The sequence below is a fragment of the Brevundimonas sp. genome, assembly GCF_035998205.1.
Taxonomy (GTDB): domain Bacteria; phylum Pseudomonadota; class Alphaproteobacteria; order Caulobacterales; family Caulobacteraceae; genus Brevundimonas.
On record NZ_DASYHT010000005.1, the window covers coordinates 95926 to 119621 of the forward strand.

The 23696-nt window shown below is 73.8% G+C and carries 23 protein-coding genes and 1 tRNA gene; 7 read left to right on the forward strand and 17 right to left on the reverse strand.

Annotated features, from left to right (window positions below):
- Positions 1-22: 22 nt before the first annotated feature.
- Complete coding sequence (locus tag VGN74_RS07705; RefSeq protein ID WP_327446804.1) at positions 23-517, forward strand: hypothetical protein; 495 nt, start codon at positions 23-25, stop codon at positions 515-517.
- Between the two features lie 74 nt (positions 518-591).
- On the opposite strand, the gene VGN74_RS07710 is transcribed toward VGN74_RS07705, so the two are convergent.
- The 6 genes from VGN74_RS07710 to VGN74_RS07735 all read right to left on the reverse strand — a co-directional run bounded on the left by VGN74_RS07710 (position 592) and on the right by VGN74_RS07735 (position 5092).
- Positions 592-975 carry a hypothetical protein gene (locus VGN74_RS07710; RefSeq protein WP_327446806.1) on the reverse strand — a complete coding sequence of 128 codons (384 nt, stop codon included), beginning with the start codon at positions 973-975 and terminating at the stop codon, positions 592-594.
- Between the two features lie 96 nt (positions 976-1071).
- Positions 1072-1470, reverse strand: coding sequence for an alternative ribosome rescue aminoacyl-tRNA hydrolase ArfB (gene arfB / locus VGN74_RS07715; protein WP_327446808.1), 399 nt, complete (start codon positions 1468-1470; stop codon positions 1072-1074).
- Between the two features lie 51 nt (positions 1471-1521).
- Positions 1522-2880, reverse strand: a complete 1359-nt coding sequence (locus VGN74_RS07720; protein ID WP_327446810.1) for an amidohydrolase family protein — start codon at positions 2878-2880, stop codon at positions 1522-1524.
- Entirely contained in the window at positions 2880-4370 is a 1491-nt protein-coding gene (locus tag VGN74_RS07725; RefSeq protein WP_327446812.1) for an amidohydrolase, read from the reverse strand. The genes VGN74_RS07720 and VGN74_RS07725 overlap by 1 nt, the downstream gene beginning before the upstream one ends.
- A gap of 81 nt (positions 4371-4451) precedes the next feature.
- The gene (locus VGN74_RS07730) at positions 4452-4766 is read right to left on the reverse strand and encodes a DUF167 domain-containing protein (protein ID WP_414643537.1); all 315 of its coding nucleotides are present in this window, start codon (positions 4764-4766) and stop codon (positions 4452-4454) included.
- Positions 4763-5092 carry a YggT family protein gene (locus VGN74_RS07735; RefSeq protein ID WP_327446814.1) on the reverse strand — a complete coding sequence of 110 codons (330 nt, stop codon included), beginning with the start codon at positions 5090-5092 and terminating at the stop codon, positions 4763-4765. The genes VGN74_RS07730 and VGN74_RS07735 overlap by 4 nt, the downstream gene beginning before the upstream one ends.
- 274 nt (positions 5093-5366) lie before the next feature.
- On the opposite strand from VGN74_RS07735, the gene VGN74_RS07740 reads away from it, so the two are divergent.
- The 4 genes from VGN74_RS07740 (at position 5367) to VGN74_RS07755 (ending at position 6639) form a co-directional block, all read left to right on the forward strand.
- Positions 5367-5442 (forward strand) — tRNA-Ala (locus tag VGN74_RS07740).
- A 118-nt stretch (positions 5443-5560) separates the two neighbouring features.
- On the forward strand, positions 5561-5788 hold the full coding sequence (locus VGN74_RS07745) for a hypothetical protein (RefSeq protein ID WP_327446816.1): 228 nt from the start codon (positions 5561-5563) through the stop codon (positions 5786-5788).
- A gap of 13 nt (positions 5789-5801) precedes the next feature.
- Positions 5802-6125, forward strand: a complete 324-nt coding sequence (locus VGN74_RS07750) for a hypothetical protein (RefSeq protein ID WP_327446818.1) — start codon at positions 5802-5804, stop codon at positions 6123-6125.
- Positions 6126-6225: 100 nt separating this feature from the next.
- Positions 6226-6639: a BLUF domain-containing protein gene (locus tag VGN74_RS07755; RefSeq protein WP_327446820.1), complete on the forward strand. Its 414-nt coding sequence runs from the start codon at positions 6226-6228 to the stop codon at positions 6637-6639.
- Between the two features lie 183 nt (positions 6640-6822).
- On the opposite strand, the gene VGN74_RS07760 is transcribed toward VGN74_RS07755, so the two are convergent.
- From VGN74_RS07760 to VGN74_RS07780, 5 genes are all read right to left on the reverse strand, one after another.
- Positions 6823-7101 (reverse strand): HPr family phosphocarrier protein, encoded by a 279-nt coding sequence (locus tag VGN74_RS07760; RefSeq protein ID WP_327446824.1) that lies wholly within the window; start codon positions 7099-7101, stop codon positions 6823-6825.
- Positions 7098-7502: a PTS sugar transporter subunit IIA gene (locus VGN74_RS07765; RefSeq protein ID WP_327446826.1), complete on the reverse strand. Its 405-nt coding sequence runs from the start codon at positions 7500-7502 to the stop codon at positions 7098-7100. The genes VGN74_RS07760 and VGN74_RS07765 overlap by 4 nt, the downstream gene beginning before the upstream one ends.
- A gap of 131 nt (positions 7503-7633) precedes the next feature.
- Positions 7634-8089 (reverse strand): serine kinase, encoded by a 456-nt coding sequence (locus VGN74_RS07770; protein WP_327446828.1) that lies wholly within the window; start codon positions 8087-8089, stop codon positions 7634-7636.
- Positions 8086-9705 (reverse strand): ATP-binding protein, encoded by a 1620-nt coding sequence (locus VGN74_RS07775; RefSeq protein WP_327446830.1) that lies wholly within the window; start codon positions 9703-9705, stop codon positions 8086-8088. Before VGN74_RS07775 ends, VGN74_RS07770 begins: the two co-directional genes overlap by 4 nt.
- Positions 9674-10378 carry a response regulator transcription factor gene (locus VGN74_RS07780; protein WP_327446832.1) on the reverse strand — a complete coding sequence of 235 codons (705 nt, stop codon included), beginning with the start codon at positions 10376-10378 and terminating at the stop codon, positions 9674-9676. Before VGN74_RS07780 ends, VGN74_RS07775 begins: the two co-directional genes overlap by 32 nt.
- A 167-nt stretch (positions 10379-10545) precedes the next feature.
- Between VGN74_RS07780 and VGN74_RS07785 the strand changes: the two genes are divergently transcribed.
- On the forward strand, positions 10546-12288 hold the full coding sequence (locus VGN74_RS07785) for a hypothetical protein (RefSeq protein ID WP_327446834.1): 1743 nt from the start codon (positions 10546-10548) through the stop codon (positions 12286-12288).
- Positions 12289-12394: 106 nt separating this feature from the next.
- Positions 12395-13141 carry a dienelactone hydrolase family protein gene (locus VGN74_RS07790; RefSeq protein ID WP_327446836.1) on the forward strand — a complete coding sequence of 249 codons (747 nt, stop codon included), beginning with the start codon at positions 12395-12397 and terminating at the stop codon, positions 13139-13141.
- A gap of 12 nt (positions 13142-13153) precedes the next feature.
- Here the strand turns inward: VGN74_RS07790 and VGN74_RS07795 are convergent, their stop codons facing one another.
- From VGN74_RS07795 to mutS, 6 genes are all read right to left on the reverse strand, one after another.
- Positions 13154-13609, reverse strand: coding sequence for an OsmC family protein (locus VGN74_RS07795; RefSeq protein ID WP_327446838.1), 456 nt, complete (start codon positions 13607-13609; stop codon positions 13154-13156).
- On the reverse strand, positions 13606-14652 hold the full coding sequence (gene trpS, locus VGN74_RS07800) for a tryptophan--tRNA ligase (RefSeq protein WP_327446840.1): 1047 nt from the start codon (positions 14650-14652) through the stop codon (positions 13606-13608). The genes VGN74_RS07795 and trpS overlap by 4 nt, the downstream gene beginning before the upstream one ends.
- The gene (murJ, locus tag VGN74_RS07805) at positions 14652-16247 is read right to left on the reverse strand and encodes a murein biosynthesis integral membrane protein MurJ (protein ID WP_327446842.1); all 1596 of its coding nucleotides are present in this window, start codon (positions 16245-16247) and stop codon (positions 14652-14654) included. The genes trpS and murJ overlap by 1 nt, the downstream gene beginning before the upstream one ends.
- A 27-nt stretch (positions 16248-16274) precedes the next feature.
- Positions 16275-19034: a [protein-PII] uridylyltransferase gene (gene glnD / locus VGN74_RS07810; protein ID WP_327446844.1), complete on the reverse strand. Its 2760-nt coding sequence runs from the start codon at positions 19032-19034 to the stop codon at positions 16275-16277.
- A 58-nt stretch (positions 19035-19092) separates the two neighbouring features.
- Positions 19093-20907 (reverse strand): methyl-accepting chemotaxis protein, encoded by a 1815-nt coding sequence (locus VGN74_RS07815; protein ID WP_327446846.1) that lies wholly within the window; start codon positions 20905-20907, stop codon positions 19093-19095.
- Between the two features lie 81 nt (positions 20908-20988).
- Positions 20989-23694, reverse strand: coding sequence for a DNA mismatch repair protein MutS (gene mutS / locus VGN74_RS07820; RefSeq protein ID WP_327446847.1), 2706 nt, complete (start codon positions 23692-23694; stop codon positions 20989-20991).
- Between the last annotated feature and the right edge of the window lie 2 nt (positions 23695-23696).

Sequence of the window (23696 nt, forward strand, 5' to 3'; positions counted from 1 at the left end):
GATAGTTGGAGCCGGAGGGGACATGCTGGCCATCGCCTTGACGCTGTTCGCCCTGACGCCGGCCGCGGCGCCCCAGGAGCCCCCCGCCGGGGCGGCCGCGGGCGCGCGCGCCACGCTCGAATCCTGCCTGTTCGAGGACGGACGCTGGGTCTGCCGCTACCGGATGCCCGACATCGCCGTGGTGCCCGCGAGCGGCGCGGCCGCCCCCGCGCCTGCTGCGGCCCCGGCCCCCGCCTCGCCGGCGACGGACGAGGCGCCGGTCCTGACCGCGGCCGAGGCGGACCTGGTCCTGCGCTGCGCCGAGGCGACCTGGCTGTCCCTGTGCACCCCGACCCAGCGCCGCACCGCCCGCGCCCTGCGCGACCGGGCCGAGGCCGACGCCGCCCTGCGCCGCGAGGTGGGGGCCCGGCTGGCGACCGGCGACTGCGCCGCCGCCGAACGGCTGGCGCTTGAGGCCGGACGGCTCGGCCTCGCCGCCCGGGTCCGCCCCCTGTGCCCGGCCCCGGCCACGCCCTGACACGCCCCTGAACGCAGAAAGGGCGGGGCCCCCCGACCCCGCCCTCTCCTCACCCCCTCGGGCGCCGGCGATCCCTATGGACGGCCGGGCGGACAGCTGCTGCCGGCCGGGCAGCCCTCGAAGCTGACCACCGGCGGCGCGATGATCACCTCGGACGGCCGCACCCGGATGTCCGGGCGGGCGATGCGGATGTCGGCCGGGCCGACGTGCACCGGCGGCGCATCGACATAGATCGTCGGGCCGGCCACATGCACCACCGGGCCCGGCACATGGACCGGCGCCCCGCGCACCCGCACCGCCGGCGCATGCACATGGACCGGCGGCCCCGGCGGCCGCGGCGTGTAGAACACCACGTCATAGACGCACTCGCAGCCGTCGCCGGGCGTGTGCGGATGCGGATGACAGTCGTCGGTCGCCGGACCGGACATCAGGGCGGCGATCAGAAGCGAACCCAGCATGAAACATCCCCCTCAGGCATCGTCCTCGAACGACGATACGCAAGGGGTAGATTAACCCTGAGGATCGGGCAACCGCGACTCGCCCGAAAGGCGAAGTCAGTCGAGGGTCGGCCGCCCTCGCCCCGCCTTGACCTCGGCGCGGCGGCCCTTGGCCTCGAGCCGGCGCGTCTTCGAGCCCAGCGTCGGCCGGGTGGCGATGCGCTTCACCGGGGCGATCATGGCCTTGTCCAGCAGGCCGTTGAGCCGCTCGACGGCGTCGGCGCGGTTGCGCTCCTGGGTGCGGAAACGCACGGCGGTGATCAGGATCTCCCCGGCCTGGGTGGCGCGCGCCCCGGCCAGCTTCAGGAGGCGTTCGCGCACGGGATCGCTCAGGGACGGGGAATTGCGCGCGTCGAAGCGCAGCTGCACCGCGGTCGAGGTCTTGTTGACGTTCTGCCCGCCCGGACCGCCGGCGCGGAAGAAACGGAACTCGAGCTCGTCCTCGGGGATGGGCATGCGGTCCTGTAGCCCCTCCCGTCCCCGCGGGGGAAGGGAGGGGCCCCGGACTCAGCGGCTGTAGGCCGGGGGCAGGGCCCCCTCGCCGCCGTCGCGGTAGCGGTCGCGCAGCATCAGGCCGCGGCTGGTCAGGGGCTGTTCGGCCCCGGCGATGAACATCGCCTCCGGCTGGCTCAGCGGCTCCAGCGGATCGCCGGACCAGACCACCACATCGGCCTCGGCCCCGGGGGCGAGGACGCCGTAGCGGCCCTCGTCGCCGAAGATGCGCGCCGGATTGACGGTCAGGGCCGCCAGCGCCGCCGCGTGCGGCAGGCCGTGGGCCACCGCATTGCCGGCGTTGTAGCGGGCCTCGCGGGCGCGGTGCACGCCCACGCCCTTGATGGCGATGGTCACCCCGGCGGCGTTGAGCGCCGCCGCGTTGCCCAGATGGGCGGCGCGGGTCTCGAAGTTGCCCGGCAGGTTGGCGGTGGCGCTGAGCAGCACCGGCACCCGCGCGGCGGCGATCTGGTCGGCCACCAGCCAGCCCTCCTCGGCCCCGTCGAGAATGACCCTCAGGCCCTCCTCGCGGGCGAGACGCAGCACCTGCAGGATGTCGGCGGCGCGGTGCGCGCTGATGATCAGCGGCATGCGCCCCTCGGCCACCGGCACGAGCGCCTCGAGGTCGGCCCGCGACAGCATCAGGTCGCGCAGCCCGGCCCGCTCATAGGCCTGGCGGTTGCGGGCGTAGAGCCGCACCTCGGCCAGGGTCTCCTTGAACAGCACATAGGCGGCGCCGCGCGCGCCCCCGGCGACGCCGGCCCCGGCCTCGCCGAACGGCGCGACCATGGCCACCCGCGGGCGCACCAGGATGTCGGCGCCCTGGGCCAGGTGGATCACCGCCGCCTGGCCGCCGAACAGGCCCGGATCATGGTAGCCGCCCTCGCCCGCGCCCGCCGCGTCATGCTCGTGGATGTCGGTGTTGGACGAGCCGGCGTGGGTCGGCACCACCACCGCCCGCGTCAGGCCGCCCAGCCGGGCCACCGGCAGGGTGAAGGACCAGGGGTCGAGCCCGTAGGAGACGTCGAAGGCGGCGCTCAGGGTGTTCGACCGGTTGCCCATGTCGTCCGAGCCGGGCACCGACGACACCTCGCTGCCGCCGAGGCCGGAGTCGACCGCGACGAAGCCCGGGGTGACGATCTTGCCGCGGGCGTCAATGATCCGCGCCCCGGCCGGGGCCGGACCGGTCCCGACCGAGACGATGCGGCCGTTGCGGAACACCACGGTGCCGTTCTCGATCACCGAGGCCCCGGTGTGCACCTGGCCGCCGGTGACCGCCACGGTCCCGGACTGGGCCGTCGCCGCGCCGGGCAGGGCCAGGGCGACGAGGGCGGCGGCGGCGGTCAGGCCGCTGAAAAGGCTGCGCGCGCGCATCAGCGGGCTCCTCCGATGGCGGGGGTCAGGCCGTAGCCGGGCTGGCCCAGTTCAAAGTCCGACGCCGGCTGGCGGCGCGGATCGGTGCGGTCGAAGGCGATGGCCCCGTCGATGAACACCTGGTCGGCCCGGGCGTAGATGCTGAACGGATTGGCGCTCCAGATCACCACATCGGCGCGCTTGCCCGGCTCCAGCGAGCCGGTCTCGTCGGCGATGCCGATGGCCCGGGCGGCGTTGGAGGTGATCCAGCTGATGGCGTGCTCCTCGGCGATGTCCATGCCGGCGCGACGGCCGGCGGCCAGGGCCGCGGCGGTCTCCTGGTTGAGCCGCTGGGTCAGGATGGCGTCATCCGAATGGATCACGGCGCAGGAGCCTTCCGGCGCGTCCACCAGGGCGGCGTTCTCCTCGATGCCGTCGAGGCTCTCCATCTTGAAGCCCCACCAGCCCGTCCAGGTCAGGGCGCAGACCCCCTCGCGGGCCAGCCGCGGCGCGATCTTGTAGGCCTCCGAGGCGTGGTGGAAGGCGGTGATGCGGAAGCCGAACTCCTCGGCCAGGTCCAGCATCAGCGCCATCTCGTCGGCGCGGTAGCAGTGGTTCTGCACCAGGATGGTGCCGTCCAGCACCCCGGTCAGGGTCTCGAGCTGCAGGTTGCGGGTCGGCGGGTTGCCCTCGCCGCTTTCGCGCCAGGCGTCCCAGCGGGCCTTGTACTCGCGGGCGGCGATGAAGGCGGCGCGATAGCCGGCCATGTTGCCCATGCCGGTGGCCGGGCTCTGGTTGCGCGAGCCATAGACCCGCGACGGGTTCTCGCCGCAGGCCATCTTCACGCCGTAGGGCGCGCCGGGGAACTTCATCCCCTGCATGGTCACCGCCGGCACATTGCGCACGGTGACCGCGCGGCCGCCGACCAGATTGGCCGAGCCGGGCAGGATCTGCAGCGTCGTGACGCCGCCCTCGCGGGCCCGGTTGAAGCCGGGGTCCTGCGGCCAGATGGCATGCTCGGCCCAGACCTGGGCGGTGTTCGGGCTGGTCGCCTCGTTGCCGTCGCTCATCCCCTGCACGCCCGGCGAGGGATAGACGCCGAGGTGGCTGTGGGTGTCGATGATGCCCGGGGTGACGAAGCGGCCGCGGGCGTCGATGACGCGGTGGCCGGCCGGGACCGGGGTCTGGGCCCCGCCGACGGCGGCGATGCGGCCCCCGGTCAGCACCACCACCCCGTTCTCGATGCGCTGGCCCGTGGCGGTGAACACCGTGGCCCCGACGATGGCGACGTCCTCGGCCGGCAGGGGCTGGTAGGTCGACGGATAGGGATCCGGATTGGCGGCGACGTCGAGGCCGCGGGCCAGCGGCTCACGCTCGGCGGTCGCGGCCGGGGCGGCGGGATCGGCCCCGGCCCCGGTCGTGGCGCAGCCGGCGAGGCCGGCGAGGCTGAGGCCCAGGGCGGCGGCCCCGAGCAGACGGGCGCGCAGACCTGCGCGACGGTGGACAGACATAACGGAAAGCTCCCCCATGGCTCGGGCGCAAGGCGACGCCGAGGGAGGCATCCAAGCGCGTCACGGCGCCGTCGTAAAGCGTCAATCCCGACCGGCCGGCGGCGCGACGGCCCCCAGCCGGGCCTGCACCGCGGCGGCGTCCAGCCCCTCCAGCCGCAGCCGCTTGATCCGCGCCTGGTCGCCGGCCTCCAGCGTCACCCGCGACCGCGGCACGCCCAGCAGCTTCGCCAGCAGCGCCACCAGGGCGGCGTTGGCCTGGCCCTCCACCGGCCGGGCCCGCACCCGCACGCGCAGCAGCGGCCGGCCGGCGGCGTCCTCGCCCCAGCCCTCGACGGCGTCGGCCCGGGCCCCGGGCGTCAGCCGCACGGTCAGATGGGTCGCCGGACCGGAGGTCAGAAGCCGCCGAACAGCTGGCGCAGGGCGATGCAGAACGGCGGCAGCAGGTAGCCCTGGATGCCCGAGATGATCAGCAGGGCGATGATCGGGGTGATGTCCAGCCCGCCCAGCGACGGGATGAAGCGGCGCAGCGGCGCCAGCACCGGGGTGACGACGGCGTCCAGCGTCTGCGCCACCTGGGCGACGAAGCGGTTGCGGTAGTTGATCACCTCGAAGGCGAACAGCCAGCTCAGGATGGCGTTGATGATGATCGCCAGCCACAGCAGCTGGAACAGCGAGCCGATCAGAAAACAGATGAAGCCTGCAAGTCCGCCGCCGAATCCCACGTGATGCTCCTGTCGTGCCTGCCGCCGCTTCTAGAGCCTGATCGGTCGAGATGGAATCGCTTTGCGATTCCGTCGAGGCCGTGAATCAGGCTCCCGGTTTAAAGCGGACCGAAATCTGAGCCGAGCTGGACGGCGTCCACCTCGACCGATTTCGGTCTAGCCGCCGAACCCCGCCCCGCCAAGCGGGGGGCCGGGGGCGCAGGGGCGGGCCGCGAGGATTCGGTTGACGCCGCCCCGCGCCGCTTCTATGTCGCGCCCTCGCCTTCCCGGGTTCGGGGCCGTAGCTCAGTTGGTAGAGCGCGTCGTTCGCAATGACGAGGTCAGGGGTTCGACTCCCCTCGGCTCCACCAGGCGATTTCCCGCGTTTTGACGGTCCACCCGTTGCCGGCAGCGGCGGCGCGGCGGGTTTGCGGCAACCTCCGGCGGCCTCAGGGATTATCTCCGGCACACGCAAATCCGGAGATTTCGATGACCGACAGGACGCCTGACGCCCCGACCGATGCGACGCCCCAGACCGAGCTCTCGGAGGCGGCGCTGCGGTTGAAGGAGTCCGCCCCGCCGCCGGCGCATCCGGATCCCGGCCGCACGGCGCGCGACGGCATGGCCGATACGCCCAACCCGCGCATCGCCCCCTCGGGCGCCCTCGAGGCCGAGGGCCACCGCCCGGTGCTCGAGCGTTCGCGCAAGGTGCGCTGAGAGGAAGGCGCCCATGGACATCCAGATCAACACGGCCAACACCCTCGACGGCCGCGAGGCCATGATCGCCCGGCTTGAAGGCCTCGTGCGGGAGCGGCTAGCGCGCTTCGACGGCCGGCTGACCCGGATCGAGCTGCACCTGAGCGACATCAACGGCCCGCGCACCGAGGGCGACGACATCCGCTGCCAGCTGGAGGCCCGGCTGGCCGGCGCCGAGCCGCTGTCGGTGACCGACCAGGCCGCCACCGCGGACCAGGCGGCGGCCGGCGCCCTGACCAAGGCCGCCACCGCGCTGGACCGCGCCATCGGTCGGACCACCAGCCGGAAGGGCCATTGAGGCGACACGGGTGGGGGCGCCCCGCTTGATTGTGCGCCGCGGGTTGTGACTCTATGTCGCGCTGACCGCCCCCTGCGGCGGTCGATTCGGGACAGGACCCATGCCGGCGCTTGAGCAGATCGCCTATGTCAGCCGGGCGCGGGTGGAGATGAACTCCCTGCTCGCCGTGGCCGAGCTCCTCGCCGCCTCCCAGCGCAACAACTGGCGCGACGAGATCACCGGCGCCCTGGCCTACAGCGACGGCCGCTTCTTCCAGGTGGTCGAGGGCAGGGCCGAGGCGGTCGATCGGCTGATGCGCCGGGTCGAGGCCGATCCGCGCCACGCCGGGCTCAAGGTGGTCCTGCGCCGGCCCATCGACGAGCGCGCCTTCCCCGACTGGGCCATGGCCGTGCCGCGGGTCAGCCCCGAGACCGCGCCCCTGATGGCCGAGACCCTCAGCCTCGCCGAGGACGACCCCGCCGGCGCCATCGCCACCCTGCGCCGCCTCACCGAGATCGACGCCATCCATTCGTGAGTGAGGCGGGCGGCGGTGGCCCCTCCGTCCGGTCGTTGCGCGCCCGGCCACCTCCCCATTGCATGGGGAGGAGAGGCGCTTTTCCTCCCCACGCAGTGGGGAGGGGGACCGCCGAAGGCGGTGGAGGGGCCCGGTCGCCAGGGCGACCGGCGGGCGGTGGAGGGGCCCTTGCAGCCCCCCCGCCTACTCCCCTTCGTCGAAGCGGCGGTCGACGAGGGCGACGAGGGCGGCCACGGCGGCGTCCGCGTCCGGGCCCTCGGCGGCGATCTCGATGTCGCAGCCCAGCCCGGCGCCCAGCATCAGCAGGCCCATGATCGAGCGGGCGTCGACGGTCGTCCCGTCGCGCGTCACCTTCACCTCGGACTCGAAGCCCGAGGCCGTCTTGACGAACTTGGCCGAGGCCCGGGCGTGCAGGCCGCGGGCGTTGCAGATGTTGACGGTGGCCGAGGCGGTCGCGCTCATTTCTCGCCCGCGAGCACCCACGACGCCACGGAGATGTACTTGCGCCCGGCGTCCTGGGCGTGGGCCACGCAGGCCTCCAGCGGCTCGCGCCCGCGCACGCTGGCCAGCTTGATCAGCATCGGCAGGTTGAGCCCGGCGATGACCTCGGCCCCGGTCTGCTCCATCACCGAGATGGCCAGGTTCGAGGGCGTGCCGCCGAACATGTCGGTCAGCAGGATCACCCCGGCCCCGGCGTCCACCGCCGCGGCGGCGTCGATGATGTCCCGGCGGCGCCGGTCCATGTCGTCCTCGGGGCCGATGCAGATGGCCGCGACGCCGCGCTGCGGCCCGACCACATGCTCCATGGCGGCGAGGAATTCCGAGGCGAGGCCGCCATGGGTGACAATCACAAGCCCGATCATTCGCCCGCGCTTCCGCGTCCCTGGCTTCCGGGTCTCGGGGTTCCGGGTCTCGGGGTTCCGATGTGTCGGGTTCCGCTCATGCCGCCTTCACTGGCTCCGCGCCCCCCGGGCTCGCGCACAGGCGGGCTGTCTTAGGGCAAGACCGGGTCACAAGGAAGGCGTCTCAACGCGCGGGCGACCAGCCCGGCCGTCATCGGGGCGTCAAGCCGCAGGGCCAGCTGCGGAATCTCCAACCCGCACAGGGCCCTGACGCGGGGCTCGGGCAGGCGCTCCGGGGCCGGGTCGGCGATCACCGCCAGGGCCAGCGGGACCAGGGGCAGGGGCGGCGCCTCGACCAGGCCGAGGCCGCGCGCCTCGATCCGCCCGCGGATCCGGTCCGGCCCGCGGGCGTGCAGGCGCCCGCCGGAGGCCCAGACCTGCACATAGTCGTCCCCGACCAGTCGCCAGCCCATGGCCATCAGCTGCAGGGCCAGGCTGCTCTTGCCCGCGCCGGACGGGCCCTCGATCAGCACCCCGCGCCAGCCCGTCGAGGTCCAGGCGGCGACGACCGAGGCATGCACCAGGGTCGGGCCGGCCGCCCCGCTCATCGCAGCCGGCGCGGCTGGCCCGGGCGCACCGCCGGCAGCCGCACCACGAACACCGCGCCGCCGCCCGCGCCGTTCTCGGCATGGATGCGCCCGCCGTGGGCCTCGACGATCTGGCGGGCGATCGACAGGCCGAGGCCGGAGTTGGCCCCGAAGGCCGTGCCCTTGGGCCGCGAGGTGTAGAAGCGCTCGAACACCGTCTCCAGATTGTCCGGCGGCACGCCGGGGCCCTGGTCGCTGACCCGCACCCGCAGCGGCAGATCCGGATCCTCGCCGTCCTGTTCGAGACGGACGTCGACCACCCCGCCCGGCGGGCTGAACGAGCGGGCATTGTCGATCAGGTTGCGGAACACCTGCCCCAGCGGACCGTCGCGCCCCATCACCAGGGCGCTGTCCAGCGCGCCGGCGCCAAAGCGCACCTCCGGCTCCCCGGGCCGCGCCGAGGTGACGTAGACATTGACGATCTCGGCCAGCAGACGGCCCAGATCCACCGGCCGGGGCCGGTCGCGCGACAGTTCGGCGTCCAGCCGCGAGGCGTTGGAGATGTCGGTGATCAGCCGGTCCAGCCGCCGCACATCGGCCTGCAGCAAGGCCGTCAGCTTCTCGCGCTGGGCCTCGGCCTTGACCAGCGGCAGGGTCTCCAGCGCCGAGCGGATCGAGGTCAGGGGGTTCTTGATCTCGTGGGCCACGTCGGCGGCGAAGCGCTCGATCGCGTCCATCCGGTCCGACAGGGTGCGGGTCATGGTTTCCAGCGCCCGCGCCAGGTCGCCGATCTCGTCCTTGCGGCCCTCCAGGTCGGGCAGGGAGATGGCCCGGGCGCGCTGCAGTCGCACGGCGTCGGCGGCCGTCGACAGGCGCGTCATCGGCCGCACCACGAACAGATGCATCATCAGCGAGGACAGCAGGGACACCAGCACCGCCACCACGGCGAAGGGCATCAGCGCCCGGCGCTGGGCGTTGACGGTCTCGTCGACGTCCCCGGCCTCGAGCGTCAGCACCCCCAGCACCTGGCGCACATGGCGCACCGGGATCGACACCGAGACCACCCGGTCGCCACTCTCGGACAGGCGCAGGCCGGCGCGGGCCTCCCCCGCCAGGGCGGCCGTCACCTCGGCCTCCAGCTCGGTCCGGGCCTGGGCCAGCTCGCGGGCGTCCGCCTCACGGTCGCGCGGCGGCGGCGGCGCCTCGCCGGCGGGGGCGGCGGGCGGCAGGGCGGCGCCGGGGATCTCCTCGGACACGGCGTAGCTGTCGGTGACGAGGAAGCCCTGGTCGTCGAACAGACGGGCGCGCTGACCGACCGGAATGAAGTTGTCGCGCAGCAGCAGGGCCGCATCGACCGGATTAAGCGTGGGATAGGGCTCGCCCCGGGTCGCCCCGGCCTCGCCCAGCAGATTGGCGAGCAGCTCGGCCTGGGCCGTCAGCGAATCCAGCCGGGCGTCGATCAGGTTGCGCCGCCACTCGTTGAGCAGCAGCGCCCCGACCAGCAGGATCAGCAGGCTGAACAGGTTGAGGGCGAGGATCAGCCCGCCGAGCCGCGATCCGGCCAGCCGCAGCGGCCGCCGGACGGGATCGCCGTCGTCCCCGGGCTCAGCTCTCGCGGTATCTGTAGCCGACGCCATACAGGGTCTCGATCGCGTCGAACTCGGGGTCGACGACCCGGAACTTCTTGCGCATGCGCTTGACGTGGCTGTCGATGGTGCGGTCGTCGACATAGACCTGGTCGTCGTAGGCGGCGTCCATCAGGCTGTCGCGGCTCTTCACGAAGCCGGGGCGCTGGGCCAGGGCCTGCAGCAGCAGGAACTCGGTGACCGTCAGCTTCACCGCCAGGCCGTCCCAGGTGCACTCGTGGCGCGCCGGGTCCATCACCAGCTTGCCGCGGCGGATGGCCCGGCCGGCGACCTCGGCGCTCGCCTCGGGCTCGTCGCCCGGCTGGCCGGTGCGGCGCAGGATGGCCTTGACCCGCTCGATCAGCAGCCGCTGGCTGAACGGCTTGTGGATGTAGTCGTCGGCGCCGAGGTTGAAGCCGAGGATCTCGTCGATCTCCTCGTCCTTGGAGGTCAGCATGACCACCGGCACGCTGGAGCTCTGACGCAGGCGGCGCAGCACCTCCATCCCGTCCATGCGGGGCATCTTGACGTCGAGGATGGCCAGGTCGGGCGGGCTGGCCTCCAGCGCCTCCAGGCCGCTGGCCCCGTCGTGGTAGGCGGTGACCGTATGGCCATGGCTCTCCAGCGCCAGCGACACGGAGGCCACGATGTTCTCGTCGTCGTCGACCAGGGTGATGTTGGCCAAGGCGAATATCTCCTCGTTGCGGCGTGCGCCGGGCCCGCCGGGCGGTGAAACGCGTGGCAAGCGTTACCGTTTCGCCGCCGATCGGGTTCAGATTAGGGCGTTCCGCCGGCCTTTTCCAAGCGCTGGACACCGGAACTTAAGGCGCGGCGCCTATCTTCGGGGTCGAGATGGCGTTCGAACGGGTGGGGGCGATGTCCGGTCAGGTTCATTACGAGGTCTATTCGCGCAAGACCGCCCTGTCGGGCTGGGCGCTGGTGCAGGCCTGCGAGAACCGGCAGCAGGCGGTCGACACGGCCGAGGACCTGCTGGCCGACAAGCGCGCCATCGGGGTCAAGGTGACCAAGGAGATCCTCGACCCGGGAACGATGCGCTTCGAGAGCATCGTGGTCATGACCCGCGGCGACACCGAGATCCCGAAGCGCCGGCCGGTGACGGAGGAGGAGGTGGCCCCGCGCTGCCTCGCCCCGGACGACCTCTACGCGCCCCACGCCCGCGACCTGTTGGCCCAGATCCTCGAGGACTGGCTGCGCCGCCAGTCGGTCACCGCCTTCGAACTGCTGCACCGCCCCGATCTGGCTGAACGGCTCGAGGCCTCGGGCGTCGAGCTGCAGCATGCCATCCAGCGCATCGCCGTGCCCGACAGCCAGGCCAGCGGCCAGCCGATCCACGAGGTCGTGCGCCACTACCAGAAGCTGGCCGACCAGACGCTGGAGCGCGTCATCGAGGCCGGCCGCAAGGGCCTGTTCCCCGATCTCGCCAACCGCTCCCTGGCCGAGCTGGCCGACCGCCTCGCCGGCGCCCCCGAGCGGGCCTTCGTCATGGGCGGGACCCTGTCCGGCGCCCTCGTCGGCCTGCGCCTGCACAGCGAGCGGCTGGACCGGCTGATGGACCTCGCCGACCTGGCCCCGGCCGCCGGCCCGGGCCGGGCGCTGGTCATGGGCGCGATCGAGCAGATCCTGCGCGAGATGCTGGCCTCGCGGGCCGTCCTGTCGCAGATCCTAGGCCCCGAGCTCGACCTCGGCGCCAGCCTCGCCGCCGCCGTGCGCATGGTCGCCCCGCGCGAGATCGAGATGCTGCTCAAGGCCGACCCGCGCTTCGCCGGCCAGATGCCGGAGATCAGCGGCCCGGCCAGCCGGCTCGGGGCCCGTCTCGCCGCCGGCGAGTTCCCGCAGCTGTCCACCGCCCTGGTGCGGATGGTGGTGCGCGAGCTGACCGGATCGCGCCGGCTGCGCCCCTCCAGCGCCCGCGGCGAGATCGACGTGCTGCGCGCCCTGGCCATGGGCCTGACCGCCACCGCCGGCCGGCTGATGACGCTGGAGGAGGTGCAGATCGCCTTCACCGAACGCTCCAAGACCCTGGTGGCCGCCGACTTCGTCGCCGCCTTCGTGTCCCAGTGCGACACCGCCCTGTGCGAGGCCGAGCACCTGACCCGCCTGTGCGAGAACGTCACCGGCGGGGCCAACAAGCGCGCCGCCGCCCGCTGGCTGTCGGCCTGCGTCACCTCGCTGAAGTTCGAGACCGAGATGCGTACGGGCCTGTCGGCGGGCACGGCCATGCAGCGCCTCGCCATCCTGGCGAAACTGGCCCGCAGCGTCGCCGCCGCCGCCCTGGGCGAGGCCGACCAGGCCGCCATCACCACCGCCATCGGCACGGTCGCCGCCGGGCTGGAGGCCGAAACGAAGCTGGTCGCCCAGCTGGGCCGCTCGCCGGCGCCCCTGCCGCACAAGCTGTCGGCTCTGCTCAAGCTGGCCGCCGGCGAGGCCGGCCCCCCCGGCGTGGTGGCCGACCGGGCGAAGACCGAGGTGATGCGCCTCTACAAGGCGCCGGAAACCCGCGCCGCCCTCGCCGCCGATCCGGCCGCCCTGCCCATGCTGCAGCCCATGCTGCGCGCCGTCGGCATCGCCGCCTGAGGTCATCCCTCGGCCCTCGGATCGCCTGACCGGCGAGCCTGCGATCGTTCCGACACAGTTCGGCTATAAGCCCGGCCCCAGGGGAAACCGGTCGGGGGGGCGACCGATGGAGACGCTGCAGGAGCGCTGGGCGCGGCTGGCGCCTCATGCCGAGCTGGTCACGCCGGCCGGTCGCGGGCCGTTTCCGACCGTCATCCTGTTCCACGGCTGCGGCGGCGTGCGGGGCCATATTCACGCCTATGCGCGGGCGGCCGCCGCCGCCGGCTGGGCGGCGCTGGTAATCGACTCCTTCGCCGCCCGGGGCTGGAGCCGACGGGTCGCGCAGCTTCTGGTCTGCACCGGCCTGATCTTCCGCGGCCGCCGGCGCGCCGGCGACGTGCTGGCGGCCCTGCACGGCGCGCGGCGCATGCCGATCGTGGCGGCCGACCGGCTGGCGGTGGCCGGCTGGAGCCACGGCGCCTGGGCCATCATGGACCTGTGGGCCCAGCCCCTGACCCGTCGCGGCGAGGTGCGCCTCGCCGACGCCGACGCGGGGTCGCTGGCGGGGGTGACCGGCGGCTTCCTGGCCTATCCCTATGTCGGGATCGCCTCCGCCAGCGGCGCCGGCCAGCCCTGGCCGCGGCCCCTGCGGCTGCTGTCGATCGTGCCGCGACGCGACCACCTGGCCAGCGTGCGCCGGCACATGCGGGCCCTCTCGGCCGCGGTCGCCGCGGGCTCCGAAGTGTCGATCTGGAGCGTCGACGCCACCCACGCCTTCGACGAGCCCGGCCTCGCCCACCGCCTGTTCACCTATGACGAGGACCTCGGGGCCGAGGCGATCCGGCGCTTCCAGGCGTATCTCCGGTCGCTCTGACGGCGCGCGCCGTCAGCCCTCGACCACCACCTCGCCGCGAATCGAATTGGCGATGTAGCAGAGCCGGTGCGCCTGCTCATGGAACCCGGCGAGGGTTCCGGCGTCCGGCGCCGGTCCGCTCCAGACGATCTGCGGGCGCAGCGTCACCCGCGTCACCGACATGCGGCCGCGGTCGTCCCGCTCCAGCAGGGCTTCGGCCCGGTCGTCGTAGCGGTCGATGACGCACCCCGCCTTCGCCGCCAGCGCCAGGAAGAACAGCATGTGGCAGCTGGCCACGGCGGCGGCCAGCGCCTCCTCTGGATCAACAGCGGACGGGTCCGACAGCGGCGGCGCCACGCTGGTCGGGGCCGAGGAGGCCGGGACCTCCGCCCCGCCGTCGAAGCGCCAGACATGGGCGCGGCTGTAGCCGTGATCGAGGAAGGCGGCGTCGCCGCGGCTCCAGCTGACCTCGGCCGTGTGCAGGCTCACGGCTTGCGCCAGAAGCCGACGAGGTCCTTGACCTCGGCCACGGTGGCCTCGGCGATTTCCGCCGCCTGTTCCGCGCCGCGGGCCAGGGCCCGGTCGATCTCGGCCGGGTCGGCCATCAGCCGGCGCATCTCGGCGGTGACCGGGGCCAGGGACTCCACCGCCAGCTCGGCCAGGGCCGGCTTGAAGGCCCCGAAACCCTGGCCGCCGAAGCGGGCCAGCACCTCGGCCGGGGTCTGGTCGGCGAGGGCCGCATAGATCGACACCAGGTTGCGCGCCTCGGGCCGGCCCTCCAGCCCCTCGACCGTCTCCGGCAGGGCCTCCGGGTCGGTGCGCGCCTTCTTGATCTTGGCGGTGATGGCGTCGGCGTCGTCGGTCAGGTTGATGCGGCTCTGGTCCGACGGGTCCGACTTGGACATCTTGGCCTGGCCGTCGCGCAGGCTCATCACCCGGGTGGCCGGCCCCTGGATGACCGGCTCGGGCAGGGGGAAGAAGCCCGGCGCATTGAAGTCGGTGTTGAACTTGGCGGCGATGTCGCGGGTCAGCTCGAGGTGCTGCTTCTGGTCATCGCCGACCGGCACCTCGGTGGCCTTGTAGAGCAGGATGTCCGCCGCCTGCAGCACCGGATAGGTGTAGAGGCCGACCGAGGCCCGCTCCTTGTGCTTGCCCGACTTCTCCTTGAACTGGGTCATCCGGTCCAGCCAGCCGAGCCGGGCGACGCAGTTGAAGATCCACGCCAGCTCGGCATGGGCCGGCACCGCCGACTGCGGGAAGATCACCGACCGGGCCGGGTCCAGCCCCGAGGCCAGATAGGCCGCGGCGATCTCGCGCGTCTGGGCCTGCAGCTTCTCCGGCTCCTGCCAGACGGTGATGGCGTGCAGGTCGGCGACGAACACGAACACCGGCGCGCCCTCGCCCTGCAGGGCCACGAAGCGCTTCAGGGCGCCGAGATAGTTGCCCAGATGCAGGGCGCCGGAGGCCTGGATGCCGGACAGGATGCGGCGCGGGCCCTGATACGCGGGCGGCGGGGAGGTCGGTTCAGTCATCAGTCCAGTCCGGAAGTCGGGGGGCCGCCGGGCTCACGGCGCAGGGCCGACTTGAGCTCGGAGAGGGTGGCGGCCCGGAAAAGCACGACCGCCAGCGCATAGACAAGCCCGCCGGCCGCGACCGTGGCGACAACCGCCACCTCCTTGGTCAGCAGGGCCGACAGGGCGGCGTAGTTGACGCTGGCCGCGAACAGCACCGCGCCCATGGCCGCGACCGCCAGCCCGACCCGGGCCAGCCGCGCCACCAGCGCCGGCGAGGGCCGCCACACCGCCTCGCGCACGAGCGTCGCCGCCAGCAGGCCGACGTTGAGCCAGGCCGCGGCGCTGGTGGCGATGGCCAGGCCGATCACCCCGTCCGCGCCCAGCGCCTTGAGGCCGAAGAACAGGGCCGCGCCGAGGGCGATGTTGGCGACCACCGAGATGACCGCGTAGCGCATCGGCCGGCGCGTATCCTGGCGGGCGAAGAAGGGCGGGGTCAGCACCTTGGCCAGCACGAAGGCCGGCACCCCCCAGGCGAACTGGCGCAGCACCTCGGCGGTGCGCGCCGCGTCCCCGGAGGTGAAGGCCCCTCGGGTGGTGGTGGCGTCGATCAGCACGAAGGGGATGACGAACAGGGCCGCCGCCGCCGGCAGGGTGAAGGCCATGGCCAGGGCCACGCCGTCGTCGAGGGTGCGCTGGCCGCCGGCCTCGTCGCCCGTGACGAAGGCCCGCGTCAGCCGCGGCACCAGCGCCAGACCGATGGCCACGCCGATCAGGCCCAGCGGCAGCTGGTAGAGGCGGTCGGCGTTGTAGAGCACCGAGCGGGCCCCCTCGTCCGAGCCCGACAGGATCTGGCTGACCACGCTGTTCAGCTGCATGGCGCCGCCGGCCAGGGCGCCCGGGATGGCGATCTTCAGGGTCTTGCGCACCGCCGGGGTCAGACGCGGCAGATGCAGCCGCAGCCGCACGCCGAGCCGGCGCACGCCCCACCACAGCAGCCCCGCCTGCAGCACGCCCGAGACGGTGACCGCCGCGCTGGTCAGCAGCAGGATCGTCTCCGGCCGCCAGTCGAGACCGAACATCGGCGCCGCCAGCGGGATCAGGGTGCACAGGTTGAGCAGCACCGGCACCCCCGCCGACAGGGCGAAACGGCCGGCGGTGTTGAGCACCCCCGACAGCAGCGAGGCCAGCGACATGCAGGCGAGGTAGGGCATGGCCAGCTGGGTGGCGATCACCGCCAGCCGGAGGGTCTCCGGGTCGTCGCGATAGGCCGACAACAGCAGGGGCATCAGCCACGGCATCAGGATCTGCAGCAGCAGACAGAAGGCCGCGACGAAGGCCATCAGGAAGGCCGCCGTCTCCGACGCCATGCGCGCCGCCGCGGCCTCGCCGTCGCGCTCGCGCGCCTCGCCATACAGGGGCACGAAGGCCTGGGCGAAGGCCCCCTCGGCGAACAGCCGCCGGAACAGGTTGGGCAGCATCAGCGCCGTGGTGAAGGCGTCCATCAGCGGGCCCTGGCCGAAGCGGGCGGCGAGGAACAGGTCGCGCACGAAGCCGAGCAGGCGACTGCCCAGGATCAGGGTCGACTGGACGAGGGTGTTGCGGGCGAGGCTCATCGGGGCGTCCAGCGGAGTGGAATGCCCTTACCCCGCTTCGGCGACGCTGGATACGGCCGGGCGGCGGCGGCGGCGGCGCTTCAGGTCGGACATGTCGCGGGCGCTGGCCCGGGCCCGGATCAACGGTGGACCGGCCGGCAGGGTCGGGCCGTCCTCCAGCACCGCCTCCAGCGCCGTCTGCAACCGGTCCAGGGTGGCCTCGGAGGTCAGCTTCCGCCCCTCGGCGTCGGTGACATAGAAGCTGTCCACGGCCCGCTCGCCATAGCCGGCGATATGGGCCGAGCGGATCGACACCTCGTGCCCGGTCAGGGTTCGCGCCAGATCCGCCAGCAGCCCCGGCCGGTCGGCCCCGGACACCTCGATCACCGTGGCGCGCGGGCTGGTCTCGGTGTCGATCATCACCACCGGCCGCACCTCGAAGGCGGCCCGGCGGCGGCTGAGCGGCGTCGTTTCCGCCGCGCGGGCCGGGCGCCGGCCCAGCGCCGCCGCCTGCAGCGCCGCCTTCAGCCCCGGCAGGCGCCGCGTCTCGGCCTGGCCCCACGGCGCCCCCGCCCCGTCCTGGATCAGGAACACGTCCAGCGCCCAGCCGTCATCGGTGGTCGCCACCCGCGCTCCGGCGACATCGGCCCCGGCCGCGGCCAGGGCCTCGGCCAGGTCGGCGAACAGCCCCGGCCGGTCGCGCGCCGCCACCGCCACCTCGGTGACGTGGGCGCTCTCGTCGGCGTCCGCGGGGCCGCGCGGCCGGGCGCCGGGGGCGCGCACCTCGACCGCCGCCCCCGTCGCCTGCGCCGCTTCAAGCAGGCCGGGATGCTCGGCGAGGGGATCGGCCCGGGCCACGGACTCGCCGCGGAACAGGGCCTCGACCTGGGCGTAGAGGTCGCGCATCAGCCGGCCCTTCCAGCTGTTCCACACCCCCGGCCCGACGGCGCGGATGTCCGCCACTGTCAGCACCAGCAGCAGCCGCAGCCGCTCCGGGTCCCCGACCAGCTCGGCGAAGGCCCGCACCGTGGCCGGGTCGGACACGTCGCGCTTCTGGGCGTAGTCGGACAGGGCCAGGTGATGGCGCACCAGCCACACCACCTGCTCGATGCGCCGGGCGTCGACCCCCAGCCGCTCGCAGGCGCGCCGGGCGGCGATGGCCCCGTCCTCCAGCTGGCCGCGCTCGCCGCCCTTGCCCACGTCGTGCAGCAGCATGGCCAGGAACAGGGCCTCACGGTCGGCGATGCGGTGGACGATCTCGGAGGCCAGCGGATGGTCGTCGTTCAGCCGCCCGGCGGCGATGTCGGCGATCACCCGGATGGCCTGCAGCGTGTGCTCGTCGACCGTATAGGCGTGGTACATGTTGAACTGGGTCTGGCCGACGATGCGGCCCCACTCGGGCAGGAAGCGTCCCAGCAGCCCGGTCTCGTTCATCAGGGTCAGCACCCGGTAGGGATTCTGCCCGTGCGCCAGCACGTGCAGGAAGGCCGCCGCCGCGCGCGGATCGCGCCGCAGGGCCGGGCTCACCCGCGGCAGGGCCCGGATCACCGCCGCATAGGCGTCCGGATGCAGGTCCAGGTCCTCGGCGTCGGCGGTGACGAACAGCTCCAGCAGTCGCACCGGATCGGCCTCGAACACCTCCGGCCCGGTCACAGACAGGCGGCCGGCCTCGGCCACGAAGCCCTCCCCCCCCAGCCGGCGGGCGCGTTTCGGCAGCAGCCGCGACAGCCCCAGCGCCGGCTTCTGCTGGCGCGCCTCCAGCTTGGCGCTGATCGCCCGGGTCAGGGCGCCGACGTCGCGCGCCACAAGGAAGTAGCGGCGCATGAAGCGCTCCACGGCCGGCTCGTCGCCGCGGCCGCGCCAGCCCATGCGCCGCGCCACCTCGGGCTGCAGGTCGAAGCTGAGCGTCTCCGCCGCCCGGCCGGCCGCCAGATGCAGGTGGGCCCGCACCCGCCACAGGAAGTCGAAGGCGAAGGCGAAGGTGCGCCGCTCGCGCGGGGTCAGCAGCCCCTCCAGCACCCGGTCGCCGGACTCGTCACGGCTGTCGTCCCCGGCCGTCTCGAAGTCGTGGCCGCGTTCGGGGGCCACGCCGCGGGCGATCCAGAACAGGGTGTTGAGGTCGCGCAGCCCGCCCTTGCCGTCCTTGACGTTGGGCTCGACCTTGTAGCGCACCGCCCCGGCCTTCTGGTGGCGCTGGTCGCGCTCGGCCAGCTTGGCGGCGATGAAGGGGCGCGGATCGCTGCGGGCCACCTCCTGCCGGAACCGGTCCAGCAGGGTCGCCGCCAGGGCGGCGTCGCCGACCAGCGGCCGCGCCTCCAGCAGCGTCGTACGGATGGTCATGTCCTGCCGCGCCAGCGACAGGCTCTCGTCCACCGAGCGCACCGCCGAGCCGACCTTCAGCCCCAGGTCCCACAGGACATAGAGCATGAACTCGACCACCGACTCGGTGCGCGCCGTGGTCTTCCACGGGCGCAGGAACAGCAGGTCGAGGTCGGAGAAGGGGGCCAGGACGCCGCGGCCGTAGCCGCCGACCGCCAGCACGGCCAGCCGCTCGGCCTCGGTCGGGTTCGGGGCCGGGAACAGCACCCCGGTGGTGAAGGCCCACAGCTGGCCGATCATCTCGTCGGCGGCCGCCGACAGGCCCCGGGCCACCTCGACCCCGCCGGCCCCGGCCTCCAGCCGGCGGAACACCCGCGCCCGCGCCGCCTGGTGCCGCGCCGCCAGCAGGGCGGCCACAGCCTCGCGCGGATTGGCCGCCGTCGCGGCGGCGGCCAGGTCGTCATCCGGCCCGGGGAGGGAAGCGGTCATCGGCCCAGCATAGCGCAAAACGGCCGGCGAATGCGCCGTCCCGCCGTCGCGTCCGGGATCAGGCGGCCTCGGCGGTCATCCCGGCGCGCCCGCCGGGGCGGTCGAGACGGAAGCGCGACACCAGCTGGGCCAGACGGTCGGCCTCGTCGCTGAGCGCCTGCGTCGCCGCCGTGGTCTCCTCCACCATGGCCGCGTTCTGCTGGGTCGTCTGGTCCATGTGGTTCACGGCGGTGTTGATCTCCGCCAGACCCAGGGCCTGCTCCTGCGAGGAGGCGGCGATCTCGGCCGCCAGGGTGTTGATCTCGGCCACCTGGCCCAGCAGCCCCTTCAGGGTGTCGCCGGTCTGGGCCACCAGCCGGGCCCCGGCCTCGACGTTCTGGGTCGAGGCCGAAATCAGCGCCCCGATCTCGCGCGCCGCCTCGGCCGAGCGCTGGGCCAGGCCGCGGACCTCGGTGGCCACGACGGCAAAGCCGCGACCGGCCTCGCCGGCCCGGGCCGCCTCGACCCCGGCGTTGAGGGCCAGCAGATTGGTCTGGAAGGCGATTTCGTCGATCACCCCGATGATCTGGCCGATCTTGGAGGAGGAGGATTCGATCTCCTCCATGGCCCGGCGGGTTTCCTCCAGCGTGGCGTTGCGGGCCTCGCTGCCCTCCCGGGCGGCGGCGGTGATGTCGGCTGCGGTGCGCGCGCCTTCAGCCGCGCGGCGCACGGTGGCGGTGATCTCGTCCAGCGCCGCGGCGGTCTCTTCCAGACTGGCGGCCTGACGCTCGGTGCGGCGCGACAGGTCGTCGGCGGCGCCGGACACCTCCATGGCGCCCGACCGCATGGTGGCGATGCGCTCCACCACCTCGCGCAGGGTCTCGCCCATGGCGGTGACGGCGGCGTTGTAGTCGGTCTTGAGCTGGCGGCTGCGCGGCGCGAACTCGACCTCGATGCGGTGCGTCAGGTCGCCCGCGGCGAGGGCCGCCAGACCCTTGCCCAGCGCGGCCACCACGGTGGCGTCCTCCTCGGCGAGGCGACGCCGTTCGGCCTCGGTCGCGGCGCGCTCGGACTCGGCGCCCGAGCGCGCGGCCTGGGCCTCCGCCTCGATCTGGGCCCGCTCGGCGGCGGCGTCGCGGAAGGCCAGCAGCGCCCGGCTGATCTGGCCGATGTCGTCCTTGCGCCCGGCCCAGGGGGCGTCGATGTCGGTCTGGCCGGCGCGCAGCCGCTCCATCCGGTCGCACAGCCCCTGCAGCGGCGAGAACATCCGGCGCGACAGCCACAGCACGGCGCCGACGATGAGCAGCGCCACCACCGTGGCGGCGATCCACAGGGAGACCAGCAGCTGGTTCACCGATGACATGAAGTCGGCCTTGGGAATGCCGACATAGAGCACGCCGATGACCTCGCCGCCGGCATTCTTGATCGGATCATAGGCGACGAAGAACGGGCGGCCGAGGATGTCGGCCTGGCCACGGTAGGGCTCGCCGCGGCCCAGCACGGCGTCATGGACCGGCCCCCGCGCCAGCGGCGTGCCGACGGCGCGGTTCCCGTCCGGCTTCATCACGTTGGTGGTGACCCGCATGTCGCCCATGAAGACGGTGGCGGTGCCGCCGACCAGGCCCTTGATCCTGTCGACCGGCGCGAAATTGTTGTTCAGGGGCGTGTCGCCGACCAGCAGCACGCCGTTCTCGACACGATAGCCGTCGCCATAGTCGTTCAGCACGTCCCAGGCGACGCGCATGTTGGCTTCCTGCCGCTCCTCGGCCCGGGCCTCGGCGTCACGCTGCACCAGGGTGGCGGTGACGCCCATCATCGCCAGGGCGAGGACGCCCAGCGAGAGGACCACCATCAGGGCGGTCTTGGTGGACAGGGACATCGACGTCAGCGACATGAGAGACCCCGGATTCGGACCAATACGCTCCGGGGTAGGCGTTTGCGTATTAAGGTTACCCCACCGAAGGCATACGTAGTTTTACGTAGTCGTCAGTCGCTTCAGCCGATAGATCAGCTCCAGCGCCTCGCGCGGGGTCAGGTCGTCGGGCTGCACCTCCTGCAGCGCCCGCTCCACCGGCGAGGGGCCGGCGGAGACCGCTGCGGGGGCCGCGGCGGCGGCGCCGGCGAACAGCGGCAGGTCGTCCAGCCGCGCCTGCGCCCGGGCCTCGCCCTCCAGCCGCGCCAGCACCTCGCGCGCCCGCTCGACCACCGCCGGCGGCACCCCGGCCAGCCGCGCCACCTGCACCCCGTAGGAGCGGTCCGCCGCCCCCGGTCGCGCCTCGTGCAGGAACACCAGCTCGCCGTTCCACTCCCGCGCCTGCATCGACAGGTTGCCGACATGGGCCAGCCGCGCCTCCAGCTCGGCCAGCTCGTGATAGTGGGTGGCGAACAGGGTGCGGGCGCGGGTCATCTCGTGCAGGCTCTCGGCCACCGCCCAGGCGATGGCCAGGCCGTCATAGGTCGCCGTGCCCCGGCCGATCTCGTCCAGCACGATGAAGCTGCGGGCCGTGGCCTGGCTGAGGATGGCCGCGGTCTCGACCATCTCGGTCATGAAGGTCGAGCGGCCCCGGGCCAGATCGTCCCCGGCCCCGACGCGGCTGAACAGCCGGTCCACCACCCCCAGCCGCAGCGACGCCGCCGGCACGAAGGCCCCGGCCTGGGCGAGGATCACCAGCAGGGCGTTCTGGCGCAGGAAGGTCGACTTGCCGGCCATGTTCGGCCCGGTCACCACCGCCAGCCGGTGACCCAGCGCCCCGGCCCCGTCCAGCCGACAGGGGTTGGGGGTGTAGGGCAGGCCCTCGGCCTTGACCGCCGCCTCGACCACCGGGTGGCGCCCGGCATCGACCTCGAAGGCCAGGCTGTCGTCGACGACAGGGCGCACCGCCCCGGTCTCCTCGGCCCATTCCGCCAGCGCCGCATGGGCGTCCAGCGCCGCCAGCGCCTCGGCCGCCGCCCCCAGCGCCGGCCCCAGCGCCTCGACCCGGCCGCGCCAGCCCTCGAAGGCCTCCAGCTCCAGCGCCAGCGCCCGGTGCCCGGCCTGGGTGATGCGGGCGTCCAGCTCGGACAGCTCCACCGTGGTGAAGCGCACCTGGTTGGCCAGGGTCTGGCGGTGGATGAAGGGGCTGTCCGGGTCGCGCGACCCGTCCGGCCGCAGCAGCGGCTCGGCCGCCTTCGCCGTGGCCTCGAGGAAATAGCCCAGCACGGCGTTGTGGCGCACCTTGAAGGGCACGCCGGAGGCCTGCACCGCCCGCGCCTCCAGCTCGGCCACCACCTTGCGGCTGTCGTCGCGCAGGGTCCGGGCCTCGTCCAGCGCGGGCCGATGGCCCGGCAGGACAAAGCCGCCGTCGCGGGCCAGATGCGGCGGCCCCTCGACCAGACCGGCGCGCAGCTCGGCCAGCAGGGCCCCGGTCTCCGCCGTCGGCGTCAGGGCGTCCAGCGCCGCGGCGATCTCCGCCGGGGCGGCGGCCAGCGGCCCGGCCCCCTCCAGCATCCGCGCCGCCAGCGCCTCGCCGGCGGTCAGGGCGGCGCGCACGGCGGCCAGGTCGCGCGGCCCGCCGCGGCCCAGCGCCAGCCGGGTCGTGGCCCGCGCCAGATCTCCCGCCCCGCCAAGCAGCGCCCGCACGTCGCGGCGCAGGTCGCGGCGCGCGACGAACCAGTCCACCGCGTCCAGCCGGGCGGCGATGCGCGCCGGATCGGTCAGCGGCCGGGCCAGCCGCTCGGCCAGCGCCCGGGCCCCGCCGGCGGTCACGGTGCGGTCGATACAGGCCAGCAGCGACCCCTCGCGCGTCCCGCGCTGGGTGCGGTCGATCTCGAGGCTGGCGCGGGTGGCCGGGTCGATGGCGAGGAAGCCCGCCTCCCCGGCCCGGCGCGGCGGCTTCAGCGGCGGCAGGCGCCCGGCCTGGGTGCTCTCCAGATAGGCCGCCAGCAGCCCCAGGGCGACCACCTCGGCCGGGGCGAAGGCCCCGAAGCCGTCCAGCGCCCGCACGCCATACAGCCGCTCGGCCCGGGCCTGGGCCCCCGACGGCTCGGCCAGGGCCTGGGCGAGCGCCTGCACCGCCCCGCCGCTGGCGTCCAGCGCCGCCCGCGCCAGCGGATCGGCGAACAGCCGCTCGGGCGCCAGCACCTCGCTGGGCCGGAAGGCGGCCAGCACCGAGGCCAGGGCCTCCGGCGCGCAGGCCACGGTCTCGACCTCGGCGGAGGACAGCTCCACCACCGCCACCGCCGCCGCGCCGCGCACCAGCGCCACCGCCGCCAGCCGGTTGGCCCCGCGCGCGTCCAGCAGGGACTCCTCGGTCAGGGTGCCGGGCGTCACCACCCGCACCACCTCGCGCCGCACCACCGCCTTGGAGCCGCGCTTCTTCGCCTCGGCCGGGTCCTCGGTCTGCTCGCAGATGGCGACCTTGAAGCCCTGCCGGATCAGACGGGCGAGATAGCCCTCCATGGCGTGCACCGGCACCCCGGCCATGGCGATGTCCTCGCCCAGGTGCTTGCCGCGCCTGGTCAGGGTCAGGCCCAGCGCCGCCGCCGCCACCTCGGCGTCCCTGAAGAACAGCTCGTAGAAGTCGCCCATGCGGAAGAACAGCAGGCTGTCCGCATGCGCCGCCTTGGCCTCCAGAAACTGGGCCATCATCGGCGAGACGGCCTCGGCGGCCGCGGGGAGGGCAGGGCTGACAGGGGCGTTCATGA

What these genes read in the sequence shown, in the direction of transcription:
- mutS (WP_327446847.1), bottom strand. Translation starts at nt 23,694, where the DNA reads ATGAACGCCCCTGTCAGCCCTGCCCTCCCCGCGGCCGCCGAGGCCGTC.
- VGN74_RS07815 (WP_327446846.1), bottom strand. Translation starts at nt 20,907, where the DNA reads ATGTCGCTGACGTCGATGTCCCTGTCCACCAAGACCGCCCTGATGGTG.
- VGN74_RS07710 (WP_327446806.1), bottom strand. Translation starts at nt 975, where the DNA reads ATGCTGGGTTCGCTTCTGATCGCCGCCCTGATGTCCGGTCCGGCGACC.
- VGN74_RS07720 (WP_327446810.1), bottom strand. Translation starts at nt 2,880, where the DNA reads ATGCGCGCGCGCAGCCTTTTCAGCGGCCTGACCGCCGCCGCCGCCCTC.
- murJ (WP_327446842.1), bottom strand. Translation starts at nt 16,247, where the DNA reads ATGAGCCTCGCCCGCAACACCCTCGTCCAGTCGACCCTGATCCTGGGC.
- VGN74_RS07725 (WP_327446812.1), bottom strand. Translation starts at nt 4,370, where the DNA reads ATGTCTGTCCACCGTCGCGCAGGTCTGCGCGCCCGTCTGCTCGGGGCC.
- VGN74_RS07705 (WP_327446804.1), top strand. Translation starts at nt 23, where the DNA reads ATGCTGGCCATCGCCTTGACGCTGTTCGCCCTGACGCCGGCCGCGGCG.
- glnD (WP_327446844.1), bottom strand. Translation starts at nt 19,034, where the DNA reads ATGACCGCTTCCCTCCCCGGGCCGGATGACGACCTGGCCGCCGCCGCG.
- VGN74_RS07790 (WP_327446836.1), top strand. Translation starts at nt 12,395, where the DNA reads ATGGAGACGCTGCAGGAGCGCTGGGCGCGGCTGGCGCCTCATGCCGAG.
- VGN74_RS07745 (WP_327446816.1), top strand. Translation starts at nt 5,561, where the DNA reads ATGACCGACAGGACGCCTGACGCCCCGACCGATGCGACGCCCCAGACC.
- VGN74_RS07760 (WP_327446824.1), bottom strand. Translation starts at nt 7,101, where the DNA reads ATGAGCGCGACCGCCTCGGCCACCGTCAACATCTGCAACGCCCGCGGC.
- VGN74_RS07785 (WP_327446834.1), top strand. Translation starts at nt 10,546, where the DNA reads ATGGCGTTCGAACGGGTGGGGGCGATGTCCGGTCAGGTTCATTACGAG.
- VGN74_RS07765 (WP_327446826.1), bottom strand. Translation starts at nt 7,502, where the DNA reads ATGATCGGGCTTGTGATTGTCACCCATGGCGGCCTCGCCTCGGAATTC.
- VGN74_RS07770 (WP_327446828.1), bottom strand. Translation starts at nt 8,089, where the DNA reads ATGAGCGGGGCGGCCGGCCCGACCCTGGTGCATGCCTCGGTCGTCGCC.
- trpS (WP_327446840.1), bottom strand. Translation starts at nt 14,652, where the DNA reads ATGACTGAACCGACCTCCCCGCCGCCCGCGTATCAGGGCCCGCGCCGC.
- VGN74_RS07755 (WP_327446820.1), top strand. Translation starts at nt 6,226, where the DNA reads ATGCCGGCGCTTGAGCAGATCGCCTATGTCAGCCGGGCGCGGGTGGAG.
- VGN74_RS07775 (WP_327446830.1), bottom strand. Translation starts at nt 9,705, where the DNA reads ATGGCGTCGGCTACAGATACCGCGAGAGCTGAGCCCGGGGACGACGGC.
- VGN74_RS07750 (WP_327446818.1), top strand. Translation starts at nt 5,802, where the DNA reads ATGGACATCCAGATCAACACGGCCAACACCCTCGACGGCCGCGAGGCC.
- arfB (WP_327446808.1), bottom strand. Translation starts at nt 1,470, where the DNA reads ATGCCCATCCCCGAGGACGAGCTCGAGTTCCGTTTCTTCCGCGCCGGC.